Source organism: Algoriphagus boritolerans DSM 17298 = JCM 18970 (assembly GCF_900108085.1).
Taxonomy (GTDB): domain Bacteria; phylum Bacteroidota; class Bacteroidia; order Cytophagales; family Cyclobacteriaceae; genus Algoriphagus; species Algoriphagus boritolerans.
In genome coordinates, this window is sequence record NZ_FNVR01000028.1 from 1 (window position 1) to 20,670 (window position 20,670).

The following is a 20,670-nucleotide window of genomic DNA, read 5'->3' on the forward strand; positions in this document are numbered from 1 at the left end:
AAAGACTTTACAGAGGGTGGATATCAAAAGATTCCATCTGATTTCTCTGGGGTGTATCGGTTTTACAGATGGAATGGTGATTTCATCAGCGGATGGCGTGTTAAAGATGGCGTAAAAACTCATCGGATTAAAGAATCCAAAAATCCAAATGTCACTGAATCTGATAAATCGGCACGAACTTCAGATTTTCAACTTTATTGTTATGTTATAGAAACTACCTGGTATCAATTCAGTTGTTCCGAGACATTTGGTTGCACGACACCGATTAATATTGGAACTACTCTAGGAAGTGTGGAGTGCGAACTGGTATTTTCCCCAGCTGCCCCGGGAGATTCTGGAGGAGGGGGAGGTGGAGGGGGCACACCACCGTCTACCGATACAGAATGTGAACAGCCTGAGGGGAATCTTCAGGGGGTCACAGTTGAATGTGATGAGGAGGAGGAAGAGGAAGAAGTCTTTACAATAGAGAATAATGTTCAAAATATCTGTATTAGAGGGCCTGTGCAACAAGCGATTACCCAAGATTTCAAAACTCAAATTTCAGATATTATACAATCTTGTTTTGCTCAATCAGAAAATGTTAACATTTCCATTATAGATGTTGATAATCTAGCTGACGACATAGATGGGACTCACGATGGTTTTGGAAGTGGAGGGTTTTGGAATCTGACAATTAAATTAAATCGAAATATTCTTAAAAATGCTTCAAAAGAATATATTATGGCTACAGTATTTCATGAATTTTTACACGCATATTTTACAGTTGTTTTGGATGAGGATATCCAAGGAGATACCCCAGAACATAGATTAATGGCTAGTCAATATTTAGATGCATTAGCTCAATCATTAGTGAATATTTATGGTATCGGCATGAATGAAGCTAAATCCCTTTCTTGGGGAGGTTTAAAGGAAACTGTAGAATTTTCGATGGTACCTCATTTTATGAAATATGGAGCCGATGGAACAGGAAATACATCTGGTATTTTTTATGAAAATAAAATGCATCGGACAGGACAAAAAGGGAAAAAATGCGCACCATTATAAGTATATCATTGTTACTAAACATCGTTTTGGTCTGTAAGGCTCAAACGACATCAAAAAGTGTTTTTATTCAGGATTTCAATAATAGTGTTATCAAAAATCTTGTATTAAAAATTGAGCCAACCAATACAAATAAGAAGTATATGGGGTACACATTATTGATCTACGTTTCAAAAAGTTATGAGATAAAGATTTCAAAATATGAAAACACAGATGGAGAACTTCGCCCGGTCATGGAAGATTTGGAACGGAATTTTCTCAAAAGTTTAGATGAAATTGATATTACTCCCTTTAAAGGCTGTTTGATCGTATTTCCTGTAATTCATAAAATGATTTCATCTGATTATCTCAAAGACAATTTTGATGAAGGGGTAAAGAGTATGATTCCTATGATAAAATTCGAAACCGTAGATTGTATTCAATTCCAGGAACCAATTATCGTCTCTGGAAGGAGAGGGATTTGAACACAGAAATCAAATAACTCCAAGTCGAAACGCTTGGAGTTTTTTTGTTTCTGAAGTTTGATTTTCAATCCGTTCCTGGAGGGGTTTTGCAATTCTATTTTTCAGTTGAATCCTTGAGATCTTTGGATTAACTTGTTTTGAAACAATTCACATCACCCATGAAAAATCGTTGGTTTCTACTTCTTTCGGCAGCAATTGTTCTTTTCTCCTGCCAATCATCCACCCAAACTGAAACGATTCAGGTTGATTCGACTGCTGTAGCATTAGAAGATGGAGTTCAACTGATCCCGATCCAAACGCCAAAGGGAGAATTTAAGGTTTGGACCAAGCGGGTAGGGGATAATCCTACGATGAAAGTGCTCCTGCTCCATGGCGGACCAGGGATGACGCATGAGCAATACGCAAATTTCAAGGATTACCTCCCTCAAGAAAACATCGAGTTTATCTGGTATGATCAGTTGGGCTCGGCGAACTCGGATCAGCCGGAGGATTCCACACTGTGGACGATTGAGCGATTTGTAGATGAAGTGGAGCAGGTGAGAATTGCTTTGGGACTGAACAAAGATAATTTTTACCTCTATGGTCAATCTTGGGGTGGTATGCTTGGGATGGAATATGCCTTTAAGCATCAGGACAAGCTTAAAGGCCTGATCATTTCCAACATGATGGCAAGCTTGGATGACTATGAAAAATACGCCAAGGAAGTGCTCGGGCCTCAGATGCCCCCGGCAGTTTTTGCCGAACTGATGGAAATCGAAAAGAACAATGACTTCGAAAATCCCCGCTACATGGAATTGCTCGGGGAGCATCACTATCCACAGCATGTACTTCGTATGCCCCCAAATGAATGGCCGGAAGAGATCAACCGCATGATGGGACAGGTGAATCCAAATGTGTATGTGTACATGCAGGGCTACAGTGAGTTTGGTATCACGCCAGGTGCGAGCCTCGAAGGTTGGGATGTGAAAGATCAATTGAAAAACATCAGCGTTCCGACCCTGGTTATTGGCGGCACACACGATACGATGGATCCCAAACACATGGAATGGATGTCCACAGCAGTCCAAAATGGAAGATTTCTACTTTGTCCGAATGGTAGTCACTTAAGTCAATACGATGATCCAGATCACTTTTTTCCGGGATTGATACAGTTTATCAAAGACGTTGATTCCGGAGCTTTTTGAGTGTTGGGACCAAACCCTCCAGGGGTTTCAAAACCCTTGGAGGGTTTAGAGTTTGTTCTTATTCGTTTGAAAAAGTGTGTTACCAAGATTTGAATCAAATGACCTGGTACACCGCCACAAAGTGCGCAATGGTTCCTGCGAGCACAAAGCCATGCCAAATGGTATGGTAGTAGAGTTTTTCACTTTTCACATAGAAATAAACACCGATCGTGTAAGCCACTCCACCCACTCCGATCCAAGTCATGGTCTCAAGGCTGATTTGGGCAATGATATCCTGAACAAAAAAGACCGCCAACCAGCCCATTGTCAGGTAAATGATGATCGAAAGAATCTTGAATCTTCCGGTAAAGAATAGCTTGAAAAAGGTGCCGATCAGCACGGATCCCCAGAGAATCGAAAGAAAAATTATCGCCTTGTCCTGCTTCAGTACCGCCAACACCATCGGGGTGTAGGATCCGGCAATCAGAAAGTAGATGGCGATGTGATCCAATACCTGAAGTTTGCTTTTCCACTTTAGATCCTTTGCTGCGTGATAAAAGGTAGAGAACGAGTACACCATCAGCATGCCTAGACTAAAAGCAATTCCTCCGATCCAGGCACTAGCTTGACCGTTCTCCAACATTTTTTGAATCAGAAATGGAATTCCTATTAATGCCAATACCAATCCAAACCCATGCGAAAGGGCATTGGCCAGTTCTTCTTTTTGGGTTTGAAGTCGCTTGGGCATATCAATTTTTACTCGGATTTTAAAATGCTGTTTCTAGGGATGTTTTTCAAGTTTTATTTGATGTATGTATTTCTTTTTCGTGAGGTTCTGATGAGGGCTTGAATTTACGCTCCATAAACAAGATTAAATCGGATCCCAGCAGTTCACGTGTCTCATTCCCCTGTCTTTGATAGAATTTGTTTTGAAGCGAAACAGGCTTTTCATAGGCAGGAACCTCGATTTTCGCATATTCCAGATCTTGATGAATGAGCATTTCGATTTCAATTAGTGAACTAATATCTTTATTGAAGAAATCAATAATCATTTTTCTGAGTTTACGCTCATAGGAATCATAGTTGGCTTTTTCACCCAGATAGGCATAATCTTCCCTCAGGCCAACGACATTTCCTTCATCATTGACACCAATATATAAGTTTCCACCGCTAGCATTAAGAAATCCTGCGATTGTTTTTAGGATTGTGAGCTGTTGAAGTTCCGGATTTGCGGAACTGGTTTCTGCTGTAAAGATGATAGAGGATTTGAATTCCTGATTTTTATCCTCTCGACCGAGATTAAGCTTGGATTTTAGGGGTATTGTGGTCGTTTCCTGAGTCATATTGGAGGCATCTTCTTGCAGTTGGAAATTACCCTCGGTTCCGAAAATGGAAAGTTTGGTTAAAAATATACGGTGCATAATTTTCTGTCCGAATGCATTTTGTTTTTGCAAAATCCACATCGCCATGAGAAATTCTACCAGTTCTTTTTCCTCCGGATCAGAAATTTGGTTGATTCTTTCGATAAACTCCTCTTTTGCTTCAGCCTTGGAAAAGTACTCGACATGCTCATAAATTTTGTTGATTTTGGCTGATTTGGGAAAATGGCGAATCGTTTCCTCCGAAATGGGTTTGGTTGATTCAATTGCCGATACAATCCCCAGTTCCTTAATCCGGATCAAGAAAATGTAATAATTGGCAAGTTCATCCAGGTAGAACGATTTAGCTGTCTTTTGAATAGAAGAAAGGAGTTTTGCCAGATAAATGTAGGAAAGCTTCGTAAGGTCAGGAATTTTGGGAAAATTAAGCAGGGTTTCTACCCCCCAAATCACTTCTTGGATATAGTTGTAAAATATACTTTCTTCTTCTTTTGAAACCTCTGAAGAAATGGGAATCAGGAGATGCTTTTCAATAAATGAGCGGACGGCTTTTTTTTCATCAAAGCTGGTTACTACCTCATGGGCTAAGATTCCTTGAACATAATCAAAGCCATGGGATTGGTCAGGATGAGGTAGAAAGCTGTAGTATTTTTCTTCTTCAGGTATTAAGCCTGTGTTTTCAAAGTTGAAGCTTGTATAGAAGCCTTCTTGTGAGATTCCATATGCAAATTGATTATTGATCATGATTACCTTCATGACCGTTTTGCGGGTTGTTTCGGCTTTGATTTTCATTAGGCTGATTAGATCCTCTTTGACAGAGATTTGTGCCTTTTGATTTTTAGCAGCATGAAATCGCGCCTTGAACCGATCACCGGGGAAAAATAATCCATCCAAACCTTTGAGATGGACACTAGAAACCTGCAAGATATGTAGTCCGCCTTGTAAATAGCTTGGGGAATCCAGTATTTTCACAAAGCCTAAATTGGTATTGGATTTCAAATACGTCTTAAATTCGACACTGAGGGTTTCTCCTTTTTTATGAAAGCGAAACTCGTTTTCATCGGAATTGCCTTGAAAATAATCTTTCCAGTTTTTGGCAAGTTGGGAGGCACCCACTGAATCCTCGAGGTGGATTATTGGATTCCCCAAGACATGCACTTGAATGGAATCATCGAAAAAGGAGGTGATTTTTTGACTTGCGATCTGCGGGTTGAATCTTACTTGAGGTAGATAGGCTGATCCAAATACCTTCCAATGCCGCATTTCCCGGAGGATCACACCGCCGTTGACATACTTTAGTTTGAGGCGGGACGTGCAGGCCTTGAGTTGTAATTCCAGGTAGGAGCCCAACCAGGTGTAGTTTTCTTCCAAATTTGCGATCCGTTCGAGGGGGATTTTGAGTGTCAGCTCGGCAGTGACTACTTTAATAGACCGTTTGAGCCATTCAAATGCCTGATCCTGATTCCAGTAAATCAGGGAAATAAATCGGCAAATCCTGCTACTTCGATGGACTTGATGGTCTGTTTTTCCAAGTTTTGAGTCTAAGTTAATTTGCAGGGCAAGGATGCGGATCGACAGCTGGAGTTTTTCCTTGACTTGATTGAGTTGGTCTTTCGCCCAGTACGCCTCCCTTCCTGTAAGGTTTAGTTGACTTCGAAAATAAATAATGTACTTTTCGAGTGTTTTGCCTATTCTGGAATAAAGTGAGGGTTCGGTTGGTTGCTTTTGAAGTAATTTAATGATCAAATTGAGCAAAATTTTGGCAAGCTCTATGTCATCGATGGGCAGGGAAAATAAATAAAGCTGGATTTTGTCTACAGTATCTTTGGCTTGTATCTCAGATGATTCACAAAGTGTTTGCAGTTTTTTGATTACTGCGGCCTTTTCTTGTTTAATTTCCAGCAAAACTTCCAGTTTCTGTTGGCATATCGCTATTTGATCTTGAGCCTTTTGTAAAATGGTTGCCTTATTTTCAGCCTTGAAATTTCCGAGAAAATCTTCTGCTTGGATTAGCCAATTTTCCAAATTAATCAAGACTTCCAGACAGGCTTCTGCTTCGGCAGTCTTATCCACAAAAATCAAGGTATCTACGTAGAAATCCAGGCAATTTCCAAAAGAAAGTATCCAAAGGTTTTCCTCTTTTTTCAGCAGATCAAATGGATTTTTATAGGCAGTACTGGTATAAAAGGGATTGACTGAAAACTCCTTTTGCAATCTTGGAAAATACTGCTCGAAGAAGTCAAGTTTTCCCATTTCATCAAAAAGCTGTTCGGGAGTAATCAAGTGGTTTTTTTTCAATCCCAGGTGATTGATGAAAAGCACCAGCGTACCATTATCAAAGACCTCCTTGACCCAGAGTTTGTATTGTCTTCCAGGCTGAAACTGTTCTACTTGTACCGGGGTGAGAAAATCAGGGACTAAGAGCGAGTGTGTGTATCCGAATTCGTCCTCGAAAATCAGGATGTCCTTGGGGTGTTCAGGATGTATGTCTTTTTTCAACAGAGAAAAAGTATCGAGGGTTTCCCTTTGATAACGAGACTGCACCAGGAATCCTCGGTCTTGCTTCAACTGGATTTTTCCATTTTCCAAAGCCAAAACCAACTCTACTTCTTTAACCTGCTTTTCTTGGATTTGAAAAGCGAAACCTTGGACAAAAAAATCATGCCCCTGATGATGCACAGTCAATCTGATTTCCCTATCTCCCACAGTGATTTGGGTGACTTTGGCGCTGATTTTCTTCTTAAAATCGAAAATTTGAATCAATGGATCGGAAATAGGCGATTGAAATCCTCCTTCGTCTATTTCAGGCAAGTTGCGATTCAAATCAAATCCCTTAACCTGAATGCTTAATTTTTTACGATTTTTATGAATTGCTTTCCCGCTTTGACACAGAAAAGAAAAGCCACTTTTCATTTCCTCCAACTGCAAAAAGTGTCCCTCGATATGCGAAATTTTGAAGGTTGTGGATTCATCTTCTAAGAAAAAGTTCAGGACGGAATCCTGCATTTCCATTCTATTTGGAGTCTTTCGGTTGATTTTTAAAATTATAAAATCGCCCTCTGCATAATTTGAGATTTTGTAGGGAAAGGTCTCCTCGAGTTCCCAGTCCATGACCAGCGCGTAGGTCTCTCGGATAGAAATCACCTTGAAAAGTCGATGTTGATCCTGCTCGATAGTAGGAGATTTGCTGAGATATTTCCAGTTGGAAGTAATAAACTTAGTTAGTTTTTCCATCGAAGAATAAAGATTAACGTCTGGAACATGTTCCAAACAAAAGAAGGAGCCATTTCTGCCCAAAACAAGAACACTAATTAATCATGAAGAGAAAAGCTTTTGTTGCCCTTGAGGTTGATTTTTTTTTCCGATTGTTTTGGGCAATTTTTTAAAGCCTGTAAAATCAGGCGTTTAAATTTTCTCTAATTTGGAAATAGGTGAATTACCTGTGATCGCCAGCGGGCTAAGTCAGGGGTTAGAATTTTTCAAATTAATCCGAAAACTAGTTCAATGCCTAGCACGTGAGCCCTTTAATCGAAATTTAAGATGACTAAATCCTGAAAAACATCCCTTTTCGATAAAGGAAGTAACACAATCCCCACAAAGCCGATAAAGTAACTATTGCTGTAATTAGGGCCAATCCGTGTTCCTCCAGTCCAGACCAGCTAAGAAATCCTGTGGTGAAAATCCCTGTTGTTTTAAATAGCCACCTTCCCAAAATCTCTGCAAATAGGTAGATGAAAATGGAATTCATCCCGACGATCAGAAAAGGGAAAACCCAGCCTTTTTGTTTTTTGATATCAACCAGCCAATAAAAGAAAGCTAATGCTAAAAGTGCCCAACCTCCCGAAGCAAAGACAAAGGCTGTGGTACTGATTCGCTTTATAATTGGAGTAATTCCCGCTAAATCAAGTCCAAAACCAATCACCAATCCAAGCAACCCTGCAATGGCAAAGGTTTTGACTTTTTCAGAGTCGGGCCTGTTGGATAGCAGTAAATTTCCGCAGATCGCGCCCCAAATGGTATGTGCAGCAGTGGGAATGGCATTGATCGCAACCCATCCGCCATTGTTGATTTTTCCCATCAAAAGCTGATCGGTGTAATTTCCGAAATTTGTCCCATGCTCAAAGGGGACTTCCGGATGGTATGCTCGATACAGAATTTCAGTCAAAGCCAAAAGTCCCAAGGATACTCCCAGCTGGACTTTCCATCCCTTCGTCAAAAGAAAATAAGTCACCAAAACAGTGAAGGAAAGCTGAGTCAGTACATTCCATAATTCGAAAACCAATTTTCCCGAATAAATGCAGTGTAAACCCGTGCCGAAAAGGAAAAGGAACAAGCAGCGCTTGAGGATATGAAGCGTCACCTGCCTTCGGTCCTCGGAAATTGCCAGTCTTTTGTTGAGCGAAAAAGGCATCGCCACACCTACGATGAACATGAAAAAGGGCTGGATCAAATCCCAAAATCGAAGTCCATTCCATTCATGATGTGTGAATTGGATAAAAAAACCATGTAGGGCATTTCCCTCTGGAAAGATTTCCAATAGCGCGTCGTAGACTAAAGCAGCTTCTGCGACTAACAAAAACATGGTCAATCCACGATAGACATCGAGTGAAACCAGCCGATTGGTAGAATTCGGGGCTGTTGAGTTCATGGGTTGGATTTTGGGGTATCTCTAAGTTAAAAAGTGTCCAAAAATAAACCCGATGAATGTGATGAAAGGTTATACTTCTTTGCTCATTGGAATGCCGATTTAATTCTTTGATTTTCCAATAGGCTTATCGTTTCGGCTCCATTCACTCCAAGAACCGACATATAATTTGGGGATTCCCAATCCGGCATGGTCCAAAGCTAATAAGGTGTGACACGCTGAAACTCCCGAACCGCAATGAACTATAATTTTTTCATTTGGAATTTCTCCTAGAATTCGCTCGTATTTTTCCCTAAGCTTTTCTGGGGAAAGGAAGTTTCCTTTTTCATCCATATTTTCTGTTAACGGCACATTGATCGCTCCCGGGATGTGTCCTGCGATTAAGTCAATGGGTTCGGACTCTCCTCGGTATCGTTCTGCGGACCTTACATCGATGATCAAATGGTTTTTGTCCCAAGCGATAGATTCCACTTCCTTCATATCGGCGATCATCAATTGCCAGTCATTGCTGGGGTAAGGCTCAGTTGGTGTTTTCGATTCCCAATCTGTACTAATTGGCATTCCGATGGCAATGGCAGCCTGAATTCCGCCTTCAAGTACCTGGACTTTTTCATGACCCAAAGCGCGTAGCATCCACCACATACGTGCAGCGGAATTAGCGCCCATCTGATCGTCATAGACAACGACATGACTCTTAGCTGTGATTCCCAACTTTCCCAATACCTGACAGAACTTCTGCACTTCAGGTAGGGGATGTCTTCCTCCTTCAGCTAAATCAGCTTTGATATCTGCCAGTTCCAGATTGGGATCGACGAAGATTGCACCCTTCAAATGTCCTTTTGAGTAAGTGGCTTTTGGGTTAGGGCTGTTGCGCGCATCGACGATTACCAGTTCAGGATAAGCAATTAATTTGACTAATTCTTCTGGCTTGATAAGAGGGGAATATTGGGTGGGCATGGTGAAAAAACTGGGTTGTTTCTACGAAGTTAAGGACTTGTCGGAGACAAAAAAACCTGCCTCGAGAATTCAAGGCAGGTCCTCAATTTGGAGAAAAAACGGTTTAGAAAGCTGTCTTAAAGCCTTCCATTTTCTGATCCACTTGCGTGTCAACCAGGAAAGAGATGATCACTTTTTCCCATGCCATAGTCACTTTAGCCACTTTGTTGTTTTCGGCAGAGATGTGATACTGCAGGCGCTCAGTGTTGCCAGCCGCAGGAGCTACTTTGAATGAAACTGCGTCATCGGCTGCAATCGCTTCCTCATCGATCGCTCCATCTTTCATATAGGCAAATACCGAAGCTGCTTTACTGTTTAGATGTACAGTCCATTCTCCGGATTGGGCAGGGGTCATGAAGATGGAATATTTTCCAGCTCTCAGGTTTTTACCGCCTACACTCACCGGTGTGCTAAATTCGATTATGGTCTGCGCATTTGCTCCCGCTCTCCAAGTCACGCCGTATTTCTCAATTTCCCCGAAGATTTTTCTGCCTTTCACAGCGGGAGATGAATAGTCAATGCTGATTTTGGTAAAACCAACGACCTGAGATACGGAGGCAGCCGGGCTGGCAGCTGGAGTTTGTAGCTGCGCAAAAGCTCCGAATGTGGAGGTGATAAATAAGGCGAAAGCCAATAAAAGGTGTTTGGTGTTTTTCATGTTGTTGTTTGAATTTGGATTTAGGTTTGAAAGCTAACCAAAAAAGCGGAGGGAAGTTTAAATAAAAAACCTTCCGGAGTCAGATTTACGGAAGGTTTTTGATGGAGAATGAAGATTGTGTTTATTTTTCCAATTCCTTTTTGATAAAAGCTACGCTCTGTGGGATTTGAGCCACTGATCTCGAGCTCTCATCCTCAATAACCAAGTATTTGGTGCCCTGCTTTTTTGCTTCCTGAATCAGTCCCGCGATGTCGATGTCGCCGGTACCCAAGACGACATTGGTTTCCACATCACCACGGCCGTCAGGCGAACCTGGAGTTCCGATTTTTCGATCCTTGAGGTGGAGCTGCGGGAATTTGCCTGGGTGTGCTTTCATGATGGCTAATGGATCACCACCGCCCATTTTCACCCAAAAGACATCCATGTTGAACTGGAAGTATTTTGCATTGGCGAGCATATAATCCATGGGAGTTCCTTGCCCTGAATTTTGAAACTCATACCCATGCGGGTGATAGGTCAGCGTAATTCCTTCTTTAGCAAGCAGTTCTCCGGTCTGATTAAAGAGGTCAGTTGCTGCTTTCATTTCTTCCATGGAGATTGGGCCTTCTGCATGAGGAATCCAGTAGCAGGTAGCATATTTGGCACCATACTTTTTGGCATCAGCGATGATTCCGGCAGGATCGGTCTTTAATCGATTGTAATCTGCTCCGACACCGACGATTTTCAAGTTGTTGTCTGCCAATAGTTTTTGATATTCTGCATCAGACATTCCGTATCCGCCACCACCTTCCAATGCTGAAATGCCCCATTCGGCAATCATTTCGTGATATTTGACCGGGTCAACTTTCATCTCATTTCGGAGTGAGTAAAGCTGGAGGGCGATTTCTTGTGCGCTTAAGCTAAGTGGACTTAAGAGCAAAATTCCTATCAACAGGTGTTTGATCTTCATAGTAGGTTGATTTTGAGTTGATCCAATTTAGGCAATTCCTTTTTTTATTAATCTTTTTAGGGACTCGGATTCTAAATTTTTCAATTTTCCAATCATTCGATTTTTCAATCCTTTAATAAAAGAGTACCTTAAGCTACTGTAATTCGCCTATGAACTCACGAAGAAAATTCATCCAAAACACCTCCTTTCTAGGATTAGCTATGAGCATCAACCCCAATGTTTCACTTTTCGCCGCTCGGGAAACTATTCTCGGACATGGTGATTTCCGGTATAAAATTGATCCCTCTTGGGGCAATCTAGATCCTGTAAAGGTCCCCGTTATCAACTGCCACGAAATGGTCATGGACCGGAAAGGCCGAATGATCATGGTGACTGATGAAGCTAAAAATAACATCATCATTTACGATCAGTCCGGGAAATTGATCACCACCTGGACTCTTGGCCTGGATCGGGCACATGGATTATCCTTGGTAGATGAAGGGGATGCTGAGTATTTATGGGTAGTAGACAATGGTGGAAAAGTGGTGAAAACCACGCTTGATGGCAAAATCGTCACCGAGATCCCATCGCCTTTGACCTCAGAGATTTATACTGAAAAAATGCCTTGGGTCCCCACTGAGACGGCCATTGCGCCTAATGGAGATTTATATATCGCAGACGGCTATGGTTCGCAGTTTTTTCTCCAGTATGATAAAGACGGGAATTTCATTCGAAAATTTGGAGGAAGGGGAAATAAGGACGAAGAGTTTAGCACTGCTCATGGGATCGCGATCGATCAGCGCGGGGGAAAAGCGCCAACTTTACTTTGTACCTCCCGGGTCCACAATTCATTCAAGCGATTTACCATGGATGGAGAATATATCGAGACGATTTTTCTTCCGGGTGCATTTGTGTGTCGCCCGGTGATTCATGGTGAAAATCTCTATGCTGGAGTCTGTTGGTCTAGATTGAGATATCTGGAGCAGACGGATAATTCCGGTTTTGTGACCATTCTGGATAAAGACAATAAAGTAGTCTCAAATCCGGGTGGTACCGCTCCGGAATACCGAAATGGAGTTCTTCAACTGATGGTTCAAAAAGAGCCTGTATTCAAGCACTGCCACGATGTGTGCATTGATCAAGATGAAAACATCTACGTCTGTCAGTGGAATGCGGGGAAGACCTATCCGATTAAGCTCACGAGAGTTTAAAAAATGATCAATGATCAATAATCAATAAACAATTTTCAAGTGAGGCTCGGATCCCAGAGTGCCTTGAAAATTGATCATTTAAAAATAACCAATAATCAATAACCCCGCACACCATGAAGTCTGTAACAGTGGGATGGTTTGAGATCCCGGTGTCCAATATGGACCGTGCGATCGAGTTTTATCAAAAGGTCTTTGACTGCAAGTTGGATAAGCAGGACATGGGCGATTTTCAGATGGCCTGGTTTCCATGGGATGAAAGTAAAGGAGGTGCAGGAGGAAGCTTAGTATTTCACAAAGACTTCTATCATACTTCCAAACTGGCAGGAACGCTCATTTACTTTTCGTCAGAAGATTGTGATATGGAACTGAACCGGGTGAAAGAAGCAGGAGGCGAAGTGCAGATTCCAAAGCGGATGATTGCTCCAGATATTGGATATATGGGAGTTTTTCTGGATTCAGAAGGGAACAGGATTGCTGTTCATTCAAGCAAATAAATTCAAACCAAAACCACTCGGAGGCTCTTTGCCCCATGAGCGCCGATCACAAGCGATTGTTCGATGTCGGCGGTTTTGGACGGACCTGCGATGAAAAGCCCAAAACCGGACTTTGCACCTCCGATCAAATTATATCCCTGATGCATCGTTTCAACCAGCTTATTTCGGTCAAGTACAATCACCAAATGCTCAGTGATAAAAGGTAAGGCTCGAAGTCCCAGATTGGAATCTTCCAGCCAAATCGCACCATTTTCAGCTACTGCAAACTGACCATCCAGGATTGCCAATCCCAAATCCTCCAAGTCATGCGGATCTTCGGGGAGCGTAATTGTTGAGTAATTTTTGAAATGAGAAGAAAGGGAGATCACTTTTGAAAAATGCATGGAAGGGAGCCATCTTATAAACTCATCCATTGAAAGGACTTCACCTTTATTTCCTAAGATGGATTGAATAAAACCTTCCTCCAGGTCACCTGAGAGCCGAAAATCAGGGACATCCGGAAGTGACTTCTGCGGGATTGAAATTCCACGGATGGCAGACAATATTTTTTCCCGGCTGCTCATGATCGGTTCTTTTTATACCATTGTTGGAAAGTCTCATTTGGGGTATCCGGTAAGTTTCTGCTTTTCCCCCAAGTATTCAGCGGATGATAAATCAGGCTATCCGGCAAAGCTTTGAGTGCCGAACGCATCAAGCTTCCTGAGATTTTATACGCCAAAGGACTTTTGAATATTCCGCTTGCCAGTTTCATTGACAGTCCTTTTCCGAATTCACCGTGGGTTTTGGTGATCTCCTGCCTCCATTCATAAAGTTGTTCGTGAATATTGATTTTCACAGGGCAGACATCTGAACAGCTGCCGCAAAGGGTGGAGGCGAAAGGCAGTGTACTGTGCTTTTTCATATCCAATCCCGGTGAAAGAATAGATCCAATCGGCCCCGGAACGGTGCTTCCATAGCTGAATCCACCGCTTCTTCGGTAGATTGGGCAGGTGTTCATGCAGGCCCCACAGCGAATACACTTTAGCGAGTTTTTGAATTTTTCCCGAGACAGCTGTGCCGTCCGGCCATTGTCGACCAAGATGATGTGGATTTCTTTTCCGGGTGACGGACTTCTGAAATGTGAATTGTAGTTGGTAATCGGCTGACCGGTGGCTGAGCGCGCGAGAAGTCTGAGGAATACAGCCAGGTCTTTTCTCCGGGGAAGAATTTTCTCAATTCCCATACAAGCGATGTGTACATCCGCCAGGTGAACGCCCATATCCGCATTTCCTTCGTTGGTGCAGACTACAAACTCTCCTGTCTCGGCTATCCCGAAATTTACGCCTGTGATTGCGACCTTCGCCCCGAGGAATTTCTCCCGCAGGTGAATTCTGGCTGCTTGGGTCAGGTATGTGGGATCTTCGTTTCCTTTTTCGGTATGGAGTTTTTGATGAAAAAGTTCGGAGATTTCGCCTTTTTTCAAATGAATGGCAGGAAGTACAATGTGACTGGGCGGTTGATTTAAAAACTGGACGATGCGCTCACCGAGATCGGTGTCTACAACTTCGATTCCTTCTTTTTCCAGATAGGGATTTAGATGGCATTCTTCCGTCAGGATGGATTTGCTCTTGACGATTGCTTTGCAGTTTTTCTCCCGAAGGATTCTTAAAACGTGCTGATTATGCTCTTCAGCATCAGCAGCCCAATGGATTATTATGCCGTTTTGGAGTGCGTTTCGCTCAAAATCCTCCAGATAGGAACCCAAATTAGCAAGAACATTGTCTTTGATCTGAGAAGCCAATTCACGCAGTTGTTCCCATTCGGGAATGGTTTTGCTGATCCGATCCCGTTTGTCCCGGACAAACCAAAGTGTCTCGTCGTGCCATTTTGCTTTGGCCTGATCTTTCAGAAATTCCGTGGCATTCTCGGGATGACTCATGAGATCGCCTGGTTTAAAATTTCCGCCACATGCATAAATTTCATTTTTTGGCCATTTCGCGTGGCTATTCCTTCCAGATGCATGATACAGGACATGTCCCCTCCGGTGATGATTTCTGTTTGATGCAGGACATGGTCCTCTAGTCGATCTTTACCCATTCGGATCGACAATGCTTCTTCGGTGACTGCAAAAGTTCCTCCAAATCCGCAGCATTCGTCAGTTCTGCTTAGTTCCACCCATTCCAAACCATCCAGATTCTCCAAAAGTTTTTGAGCTTTGTTGAAGAGAGTTTGATTCAATTCTGAGCTTGAAGCAAGGCGAAGTCCCCGCTGTCCATGGCAGGAAGCATGATATCCTACACGATGCGGAAAGCTACCCCTCAGCTTTTCTACTTTCAGGATATCCGTGATGAATTCGGTCAATTCAAAGATCTTGTGATGGAGTTCTTCCTGTTCTTTTTCCAAACCTGAAATGGAAGGAGAGTGATCTTTGACATGTAAAACGCAACTTCCAGAGGGTGCTACCACGTAGTCAAAGTCCTTGAATAATTCAATAAAATGCCTGGTAGCGCCTACCGTGTCCCGTTCATATCCCGCGTTGGCGAGGGGCTGCCCACAGCAGGTTTGGCCTGCCGGATAGCTTACTTTGCAGCCTAGTTTTTCCAATAATTCAAGAGAGGCAATCCCTACTTTTGGATAGAATTGATCCACATAGCAAGGGATAAAAAGGGCAACATGTGGAGAATTAGTTTTCATTGGAAGTAAGTTAATCTTGAGCATCCATATTTACCAGCATGGCAGCACCTAATGCGGATCCATTGGGAAAGTCACTGGGAATAATCTCCAAATCAGGGAGTTTTTTGCGAAGCATCTCCAGGAAAATGAAATTGGCATTGAAACCTCCGTCCACAAAAAGCCGGGAAACCGGAGCTTCCTTGAGCACGAGTTGTGTAGAAGCCACTTGGATATCAGTAAGCTCGTGAAGGAAGGTGTAATAGGCTTCGGTGAATTCCGAAAAGCTACTCCAATCCGTTGATTCTGCCTTTTCCAATCCATAGTCAGCCGGTTTCAAATAATGAAAGCCGATTCGTTTCTTGTTGTTTTTACTTACTTTCTGATAAAGCGATTCATCAAATTTCAGTTTTTTGTAAGTCCCAAGCGGTAGCTTCCAGTGCGCATACATTTCCTCTATCTGGACTTTGTGTTCCTCGCCGATAAATAATCTGGAAATCTTGATGGGTTGGCCCGAAATACTGAGGAATTGCAGGCAATCCTTAAAAAGCTCTGATTCGGTCAGCGCTGTTTTATTGAACGGGTTGATGCTAATGGCCCAAGTGCCCGTGGAAAGCAGCGCAAAAGATTCATTCTGCCGTTTGAGATAGGGCAGGAGCGCTCCCGAAGAATCATGGACACCTATTCCGCAGGGAATACTACCAAGTTCGGATTTGGTTTTCAAAAGCGTATTTCCCGGAAGGATAGGTGGTAAAAGCGGTTCAATACCTTCTCTTTTAACCCATTCATGGTAATCCATTCTCTTAAAATCCCATAGTCCGGTATGGCAACCTATGCTGGTGTAATCCGAAACCAGCTCCCCTGTGAAGATTAAACTCAAATACTGGGGAAGGTGAAGGCAGTGCTTTACATTTTTGAAGAGTTCAGGCTTGGCATGTTTTAGAAAATACAATTGAAGTCCTGAGTTTAGCATCCCTAAGGGAGGCGAAGAGGTCTGTTGACAGAAGGCAGCCTTTCCTCCGTTTTCGGAATAAAAGCGATCCAGTAGGTCCTCCGGATAGGGTTTCAGGTAGTCATACAGTGGCGTGACTGGTTCTCCTGCATCGTCAGTCTGGACAAAAGAAGCTCCATGTCCGGAGAAGTTGAGTTTTTTGATATCAAAATCAGGAGAACTCAATGCCTCTTTGAAAGTTTTTAACATCCACTCCCGAAGCGGAAGAACTGGCTCACTGGGGAAACCATCCTCATCGGGAATCGCATCGAGCCGCGTGTAGGTATTGAATACTTCTTTTAGATTCTCGTCAAAAAGGAAGAATTTTTTATTTGTTTTTCCTATGTCAAAGACAGCAGTGACGGGGATTTTAGACATTTATTCAAATACGATTTACGAAATACGAAATACGAGTACCAAAAGCGTGTCTAGACTTGCGGCTTTAGGAAACCTTGCAACTTTTCAACTTGGGAACTTTGCTACTTTCCAACCCAATCTTTCAATCTTCCCTTCTTTCAATTCTTTGATAACGAACACCGAATATCGAAGCAGTTGAACCCAGGTGCCTAATCTTCCAATTTTTCAGTTTTCCAATCTTTCAATCCAGATCAAAGCGACTTTCGAAGGGTCATCCGAAACTGATTTTTGATCGGAATGCGGTCTTCTGTGCCCAAAATTTGCTCTGCAATGGTTTTGCCCATTTGGTGAAAATCCGTTGAGATGGTGGTAATTCCATCGGCAAGGATTTCTTTGAGTGGCGTGTCATTGTAAGAAATTACCCCGATGTCTCTGCCTAGCTTAAACATTTGTTCTTTGGATTTTTTGACAATGTTTACCAAATCCGACTCCGCCAAGACAATATGGCAATCTCCATGATCCAAAGGTTCGTCGTCATCTACCCCATCTACAATTAGATTTTTGAAATCATGGAAAAAGCAAAAACGCTTAAATCCATCCATGATTTCAACGGGATAAAGATCCCCCTTAGGAAAAACCAAAATTAATCGTTGGTATTTTTTCAGATGGGAAATCCCAGATTCCAATACTTCGAAGATGTCTTTGGAAAAGTCCTGGTAGACGCCAGGAAATTCATTTTCATGATCTTTTACAGCTCGGTCAATGATGAGAAGTTTATCTTTTGGGATTCGCTTGATCAGATCATAGGCAGTTTCAGGATGACCCTGGTCAGTAAAGAAATGAGGTGCCAATACATAGTAATTGTAATGACCCAGATTGGTTTCCAACAAATCTTCAAACAAATTCCGATTGTAATGATGAATCTGAAGGTCCACGGAAGCATTGGCCCCAAGGGTCTCAATGATCGAATAGTAGATGATTTTCTTGTAAGAACTCAGCTTGTTGAAGAGCAGGAGGACCTTGACCTTGTTTCCCATATTAGTAGAAGAGATGTAGAAACCTTTGCCTCTAACAGAAGTAATGATTCCTCTGTCACGAAGTTCATTATAGGCCTTCTCTACCGTGTCTCTGGATATCAAAAAGTCAAAACTTGTTTCGTTGATGGAAGGAATCCGGTCTCCGATTTTAAGTTTTCCTTTTTCGATATCTTCCAGAATCAAATTAACCACCTGGAGATATTTTGGTGTGCGTGAGTCCACCGCAATTTTTTCGGATTTGTCAAGTAGCATAGGTTACTGGGTTTTGGGTTGGGTATTTGAGGGTTCATGCAAATCTATCTAGGAAAAGCGGCTGCAAGACCACCATCGACGTTGAGCATATTTCCTGTTGTTTTGGAGAGTAGTCCTCCCACAAATGCAAATGCTGCATCAGCAATGTCATTGACTTTGACACTTTCTTTAAGTAATGTTCGGTTTGCATAGTATTGGGGAAGATCCTTCACCTCAATGCCATAGGCTTTGGCTCGATTCTCTGCCCAGCCACCTTCCCAAATATTGGAATTTTCAATGACCGCATCAGGGTTGACCACGTTTACGCGGATTTTATCTTCGGCGAGTTCAGCGGCCATCAGTCTGGACATGTGCAATTGTGCAGCCTTTGACGTGCCATATGCCACATTTTTAGGACCGGCTACCAGAGCATTTTTGCTGACTATGTTAATGATGTCACCGCCAAGACCCTGTTGCTTCATTAAGGGAACTCCAGCTTTGGAAACTTGGTATTGCCCCATAACCAGAATGTCATTAAGTCTTGCCCAGTCTTGATCAGTGTGGTCTTCAAAGGCTTTGGAGATCGATATTCCAGCATTATTTACGATTATATCTATTCCTCCAAATTTCAAACAAGTCGCCTGAATTGCCTCTGCAATAGTCTCTTTATCGGTTACATCCAGTTTTGAACCAAGAACAGCATCTTTGCCATATTTCTTTTCAAATTCTGCTAATGTTCCGTCAAGTCGCCCTTGATCTATATCCGTTAAAATTACACATGCACCTTCCTGTACAAATTTTTCAGCGATTCCTTTCCCGATTCCTCCAGCACTCCCGGTGATCAGGGCGATTTTTCGGGAAAGTGGTTTTTCCTTAGGCATTCTGGAGAGTTTTGCTTCTTCAAGCAACCAATACTCTATGTCAAATGCTTCCTGAAGCGGAAGTGATACATATTCCGAAACTGCCTCGGCACCTCGCATCACATTGATGGCATTGATGTAGAATTCACTGGCTACACGACTCGTTTGTTTGTCTTTGGCGAAGCTAAAAAGTCCCACTCCGGGCCAGAGAATCACGACTGGATTCGGGTCTCGCATGGCAGGGCTGTTTGGATGCTTGTGTTTTTGGTAATAGTTCGCATACATTTCCCTGTAAGCTTGGAATGAAGCACCTATTTTTTCTTTTAATCCGTCTGTATCGCTCAGATCTGCGTCTGCTGCCAATTCAAGAACCAATGGGCTGATCTTGGTTCTTAGAAAGTGATCCGGACAACTGGTGCCCATTGGTGCGAGTTTGGTCAGGTCGTGGCTATTTACAAATTGGAGAACCACGTCAGAATCACTAAAAGTACCTACCATGCGTTTTTCAGAGGAGGCGAGTCCCCGAAGAATCGGTGCTAGTTTGGCAGCTTGTGATTTCCGCTGATCAGGAGAAAGAGACTTGACTTTTTCACCACCGAAGACAGGTCGCTTTTTTCCATAGTTTGCTTCAAGGTAAGCAGATGCCATTTCGATGACTTCAAGGCTATTGATATAGCACTCATATGCAGTATCTGCCCAAGTGAAAAGCCCGTGACCGCCTAGCATGATTCCTCGAATCCCGGGGTTGTTGTCCAAAGCCTCTTTGAGTTTTAATCCCAGGTCAAAACCAGGTCGTTGCCAAGGAACCCAAGCGATGGTGCCTTTCCAGAGTTCTTGGGTGATCTTTTCTCCATCTTTGGATGCAGCGATTGCAATTGCCGCATCCGGATGGAGGTGATCGATGTGTTTGAAGGGTAAAAACCCATGCAATGGAGTATCGATGGAAGGTGCTTTTGAATCCAAATCATAGATGCAGTGATTGAAAAGGCCAACCATCTCATCCTCAAATTTAAGTCCTCTATAAATCCCTTTTAGGGATCTCAATTTTTCTACATATAAACCAGCCAAACCAGATCGCGTCATGGTTCCGATGTCACCTCCAGAACCTTTGATCCACATGACCTCCACCGACTCTTTGGTCAGAGGATCCAATTCCATGGTTTTGCAGGAAGTATTTCCCCCACCATAATTAGTAATGCGGAGGTCGGCCCCAAGTATATTTGAGCGATAGATCAAAAGATCTACCTCATTTCCTTTTAGTGCTGTGGCTTTGGTTTCGTCCCAAAGGTAGCTTACATGCTTAAAATTCATAATTGGTGTATTCATTGATAACAGTTTTACTGATGATAAGATGAATTTCTCAGAAAAAGACTCAATAGGTATCCTGTAGTGTCTTGGATGACATGTGGTTTTTAATTTTTTTCCTGAGTAGGTAAAAGCGCGCTGGTTATTTTCGGCGATCTTGAGTTTAAAATTTACTTTATAAATCACGCTTTACAAATTAAAGGCCGACTAATGGGCCGAAAAAGTTTTAGACAGGGCAGGACAGGTCGCAAATGTCATTTA

17 protein-coding genes are annotated in these 20,670 nt (G+C 42.5%); 5 read left to right on the forward strand and 12 right to left on the reverse strand.

What is annotated here, in order from left to right; genetic code table 11:
- The 3 genes from C4S61_RS21905 to C4S61_RS17670 all read left to right on the forward strand — a co-directional run.
- A partial coding sequence (locus C4S61_RS21905; RefSeq protein ID WP_200820615.1) for a hypothetical protein occupies positions 1-1,044 on the forward strand: 1,044 nt, incomplete at its 5' end.
- Positions 1,029-1,505, forward strand: a complete 477-nt coding sequence (locus C4S61_RS17665) for a hypothetical protein (protein WP_146064436.1) — start codon at positions 1,029-1,031, stop codon at positions 1,503-1,505. The genes C4S61_RS21905 and C4S61_RS17665, both read left to right, overlap by 16 nt.
- Positions 1,506-1,663: 158 nt before the next feature.
- The gene (locus tag C4S61_RS17670; protein WP_103926126.1) at positions 1,664-2,689 is read left to right on the forward strand and encodes a proline iminopeptidase-family hydrolase; all 1,026 of its coding nucleotides are present in this window, start codon (positions 1,664-1,666) and stop codon (positions 2,687-2,689) included.
- Between the two features lie 94 nt (positions 2,690-2,783).
- On the opposite strand, the gene trhA is transcribed toward C4S61_RS17670, so the two are convergent.
- The 6 genes from trhA to C4S61_RS17700 all read right to left on the reverse strand — a co-directional run bounded on the left by trhA (position 2,784) and on the right by C4S61_RS17700 (position 11,295).
- Entirely contained in the window at positions 2,784-3,416 is a 633-nt protein-coding gene (gene trhA, locus C4S61_RS17675) for a PAQR family membrane homeostasis protein TrhA (protein ID WP_103926127.1), read from the reverse strand.
- Between the two features lie 46 nt (positions 3,417-3,462).
- Positions 3,463-7,281: an AlbA family DNA-binding domain-containing protein gene (locus tag C4S61_RS17680; protein ID WP_103926128.1), complete on the reverse strand. Its 3,819-nt coding sequence runs from the start codon at positions 7,279-7,281 to the stop codon at positions 3,463-3,465.
- A 310-nt stretch (positions 7,282-7,591) separates the two neighbouring features.
- Positions 7,592-8,695 (reverse strand): acyltransferase family protein, encoded by a 1,104-nt coding sequence (locus tag C4S61_RS17685; protein WP_103926129.1) that lies wholly within the window; start codon positions 8,693-8,695, stop codon positions 7,592-7,594.
- Between the two features lie 99 nt (positions 8,696-8,794).
- Positions 8,795-9,649: a sulfurtransferase gene (locus C4S61_RS17690; protein ID WP_103926130.1), complete on the reverse strand. Its 855-nt coding sequence runs from the start codon at positions 9,647-9,649 to the stop codon at positions 8,795-8,797.
- Positions 9,650-9,752: 103 nt separating this feature from the next.
- Complete coding sequence (locus C4S61_RS17695) at positions 9,753-10,346, reverse strand: DUF2911 domain-containing protein (protein ID WP_103926131.1); 594 nt, start codon at positions 10,344-10,346, stop codon at positions 9,753-9,755.
- Positions 10,347-10,467: 121 nt separating this feature from the next.
- The gene (locus C4S61_RS17700) at positions 10,468-11,295 is read right to left on the reverse strand and encodes a sugar phosphate isomerase/epimerase family protein (protein ID WP_103926132.1); all 828 of its coding nucleotides are present in this window, start codon (positions 11,293-11,295) and stop codon (positions 10,468-10,470) included.
- Between the two features lie 149 nt (positions 11,296-11,444).
- Here C4S61_RS17700 and C4S61_RS17705 point away from each other — a divergent pair, with 149 nt between their 5' ends.
- The gene (locus C4S61_RS17705; protein WP_103926133.1) at positions 11,445-12,485 is read left to right on the forward strand and encodes a 6-bladed beta-propeller; all 1,041 of its coding nucleotides are present in this window, start codon (positions 11,445-11,447) and stop codon (positions 12,483-12,485) included.
- 113 nt (positions 12,486-12,598) lie between these two features.
- Positions 12,599-12,979 (forward strand): VOC family protein, encoded by a 381-nt coding sequence (locus C4S61_RS17710; RefSeq protein WP_103926134.1) that lies wholly within the window; start codon positions 12,599-12,601, stop codon positions 12,977-12,979.
- A gap of 2 nt (positions 12,980-12,981) precedes the next feature.
- Here the strand turns inward: C4S61_RS17710 and C4S61_RS17715 are convergent, their stop codons facing one another.
- The 6 genes from C4S61_RS17715 to C4S61_RS17740 form a co-directional block, all read right to left on the reverse strand.
- Positions 12,982-13,542 (reverse strand): LutC/YkgG family protein, encoded by a 561-nt coding sequence (locus C4S61_RS17715; protein ID WP_103926135.1) that lies wholly within the window; start codon positions 13,540-13,542, stop codon positions 12,982-12,984.
- Positions 13,539-14,897, reverse strand: coding sequence for a lactate utilization protein B (locus tag C4S61_RS17720; RefSeq protein WP_103926136.1), 1,359 nt, complete (start codon positions 14,895-14,897; stop codon positions 13,539-13,541). Before C4S61_RS17720 ends, C4S61_RS17715 begins: the two co-directional genes overlap by 4 nt.
- Positions 14,894-15,652, reverse strand: coding sequence for a (Fe-S)-binding protein (locus tag C4S61_RS17725; protein WP_103926169.1), 759 nt, complete (start codon positions 15,650-15,652; stop codon positions 14,894-14,896). The genes C4S61_RS17720 and C4S61_RS17725 overlap by 4 nt, the downstream gene beginning before the upstream one ends.
- 10 nt (positions 15,653-15,662) lie before the next feature.
- Positions 15,663-16,997, reverse strand: a complete 1,335-nt coding sequence (locus C4S61_RS17730) for an FGGY-family carbohydrate kinase (RefSeq protein WP_103926137.1) — start codon at positions 16,995-16,997, stop codon at positions 15,663-15,665.
- A gap of 230 nt (positions 16,998-17,227) precedes the next feature.
- The gene (locus tag C4S61_RS17735) at positions 17,228-18,265 is read right to left on the reverse strand and encodes a GntR family transcriptional regulator (protein ID WP_103926138.1); all 1,038 of its coding nucleotides are present in this window, start codon (positions 18,263-18,265) and stop codon (positions 17,228-17,230) included.
- A gap of 44 nt (positions 18,266-18,309) precedes the next feature.
- Positions 18,310-20,430, reverse strand: coding sequence for a bifunctional aldolase/short-chain dehydrogenase (locus tag C4S61_RS17740; RefSeq protein ID WP_235010086.1), 2,121 nt, complete (start codon positions 20,428-20,430; stop codon positions 18,310-18,312).
- Positions 20,431-20,670 lie beyond the last annotated feature (240 nt).

Coding starts and splice junctions, on each gene's coding strand:
- C4S61_RS17665 (WP_146064436.1), top strand. CDS start 1,029: ATGCGCACCATTATAAGTATATCATTGTTACTAAACATCGTTTTGGTC.
- C4S61_RS17670 (WP_103926126.1), top strand. CDS start 1,664: ATGAAAAATCGTTGGTTTCTACTTCTTTCGGCAGCAATTGTTCTTTTC.
- trhA (WP_103926127.1), bottom strand. CDS start 3,416: ATGCCCAAGCGACTTCAAACCCAAAAAGAAGAACTGGCCAATGCCCTT.
- C4S61_RS17680 (WP_103926128.1), bottom strand. CDS start 7,281: ATGGAAAAACTAACTAAGTTTATTACTTCCAACTGGAAATATCTCAGC.
- C4S61_RS17685 (WP_103926129.1), bottom strand. CDS start 8,695: ATGAACTCAACAGCCCCGAATTCTACCAATCGGCTGGTTTCACTCGAT.
- C4S61_RS17690 (WP_103926130.1), bottom strand. CDS start 9,649: ATGCCCACCCAATATTCCCCTCTTATCAAGCCAGAAGAATTAGTCAAA.
- C4S61_RS17695 (WP_103926131.1), bottom strand. CDS start 10,346: ATGAAAAACACCAAACACCTTTTATTGGCTTTCGCCTTATTTATCACC.
- C4S61_RS17700 (WP_103926132.1), bottom strand. CDS start 11,295: ATGAAGATCAAACACCTGTTGATAGGAATTTTGCTCTTAAGTCCACTT.
- C4S61_RS17705 (WP_103926133.1), top strand. CDS start 11,445: ATGAACTCACGAAGAAAATTCATCCAAAACACCTCCTTTCTAGGATTA.
- C4S61_RS17710 (WP_103926134.1), top strand. CDS start 12,599: ATGAAGTCTGTAACAGTGGGATGGTTTGAGATCCCGGTGTCCAATATG.
- C4S61_RS17715 (WP_103926135.1), bottom strand. CDS start 13,542: ATGAGCAGCCGGGAAAAAATATTGTCTGCCATCCGTGGAATTTCAATC.
- C4S61_RS17720 (WP_103926136.1), bottom strand. CDS start 14,897: ATGAGTCATCCCGAGAATGCCACGGAATTTCTGAAAGATCAGGCCAAA.
- C4S61_RS17725 (WP_103926169.1), bottom strand. CDS start 15,652: ATGAAAACTAATTCTCCACATGTTGCCCTTTTTATCCCTTGCTATGTG.
- C4S61_RS17730 (WP_103926137.1), bottom strand. CDS start 16,997: ATGTCTAAAATCCCCGTCACTGCTGTCTTTGACATAGGAAAAACAAAT.
- C4S61_RS17735 (WP_103926138.1), bottom strand. CDS start 18,265: ATGCTACTTGACAAATCCGAAAAAATTGCGGTGGACTCACGCACACCA.
- C4S61_RS17740 (WP_235010086.1), bottom strand. CDS start 20,430: ATGAATACACCAATTATGAATTTTAAGCATGTAAGCTACCTTTGGGAC.